The sequence below is a fragment of the Streptomyces sp. 13-12-16 genome (assembly GCF_002114215.1).
Classification (GTDB): domain Bacteria; phylum Actinomycetota; class Actinomycetes; order Streptomycetales; family Streptomycetaceae; genus Streptomyces.
Map to the genome: position 1 here is coordinate 1 of NZ_NCTE01001016.1, position 1398 is coordinate 1398.

Sequence of the window (1398 nt, forward strand, 5' to 3'; positions counted from 1 at the left end):
CGCTGGCCCAGCTGCTGGGCGCGGTGGCGGCCACGACCTTCCGGCCGCTGCTGCTCGCGGTCGCCGCGGTGACCGTGCGCCGGGCCCCGGAGGTCCGCCGTCCGGCCCACCCGGTCCGCCGTACCGCCACGGCCCGCGCCCTGCTCCTCGCGCACTCCCTGGGACGGCGCGGACCGCCCTGCTCCGTCGCCTTCGCCTGAGGCGGCCCCGCCTCAGGCGAACCCCCCGAGCACCAGCACCCCCATACGTATCCCGCACACGACACGACCGTGTGCGTCCCCCGTGGAGACATCACCATGAGCAAGCGGAACAGCCAGGCGGCGAAGAATGCGGCCCGGGAGCGGCTGCGCGTGGAGCGCGAGCGCCAGGCGAAGAAGGCGAAGGTCAGGCGGCAGCTCATCGTCGCCGCCTCGGTGGTCGGCGTGCTGGCCGCGGCCGGCGGCATCGGCTACGCGGTCGTCCAGGCCAACAAGCCCGACTACTGGGAGTCCGCGAAGGACGCCAAGCTCGTCAAGCCGGCCAACACCAGCGGCGAGAACGGCACGACCGTCGTCATCGGCGAGTCCGGCGCGAAGAAGACCCTGGAGCTGTACGAGGACCCGCGCTGCCCGGTCTGCGCCTCCTTCGAGCAGACGGTCGGCAAGACCATCGAGAAGGACGTCGAGGACGGCAAGTACAAGATCCGCTTCATAGGCGCCTCGTTCCTCGACCGCGGCCTGAGCGGTGAGGGCTCCAAGAACGCCCTGAGCGCCCTGGGTGCCGCGCTGAACGTCGGCCCCGACGCGTTCCTCGCCTACAAGAGCGCGCTCTACTCGGCCGAGTACCACCCCGAGGAGTCGGACGACAAGTTCGCGGACGACGCGTACCTGATCAAGATCGCCAACACGGTCGACGCCCTGAAGGACAACAAGGAGTTCCAGGCGGACGTGAAGGACGGCACCTACGACAAGTGGGCGCTGGAGATGTCCGACGTGTTCGACGACACCGAGGGCGTCCAGGGCACCCCGACGCTGATGATGGACGGCAAGAAGCTCACCGGCTCCGATGGGCAGAACGCGCCCATGACGGTGGACGAGTTCACCACGGCCGTCGACAAGGCGCTCAAGGCCTGACCCCCGGCCGGCCGACGGCACGCCGAAGAGCGGGCGAACTTTCGCGAGTTCGCCCGCTCTTGCGTGTACCTGTCAGTAACCTGATCGGCTGTGACCAGTCGACACAGATCATCCGAGAGCGCCGTCCCCGCCACCGCGGAGACCGGCTTCCCGTCCCCGCGCCGCCGTACGGTCGTCAGGGCTGCAGCCGCCACCGCGGTGCTGGCCGGACCGCTCGCCGCCGCCCTCCCCGCGCGTGCCGCGACCGCGCAGGCGCCCGCCTTCCTGCACGGCGTCGCCTCCGGCG

Annotated in this window: 1 protein-coding gene and 2 pseudogenes; all 3 read left to right on the forward strand. The window is 71.0% G+C overall.

All coding sequences use genetic code 11. The features are described from left to right. Nucleotides 1-200 (forward strand): annotated as a pseudogene (locus tag B7767_RS34235) (hypothetical protein); the annotation flags it as partial. Between the two features lie 96 nt (nucleotides 201-296). Further along, complete coding sequence (locus tag B7767_RS34240) at nucleotides 297-1112, forward strand: DsbA family protein (RefSeq protein ID WP_085575497.1); 816 nt, start codon at nucleotides 297-299, stop codon at nucleotides 1110-1112. Between the two features lie 90 nt (nucleotides 1113-1202). Then, a pseudogene (locus B7767_RS34245) lies at nucleotides 1203-1398 on the forward strand (alkaline phosphatase); the annotation flags it as partial.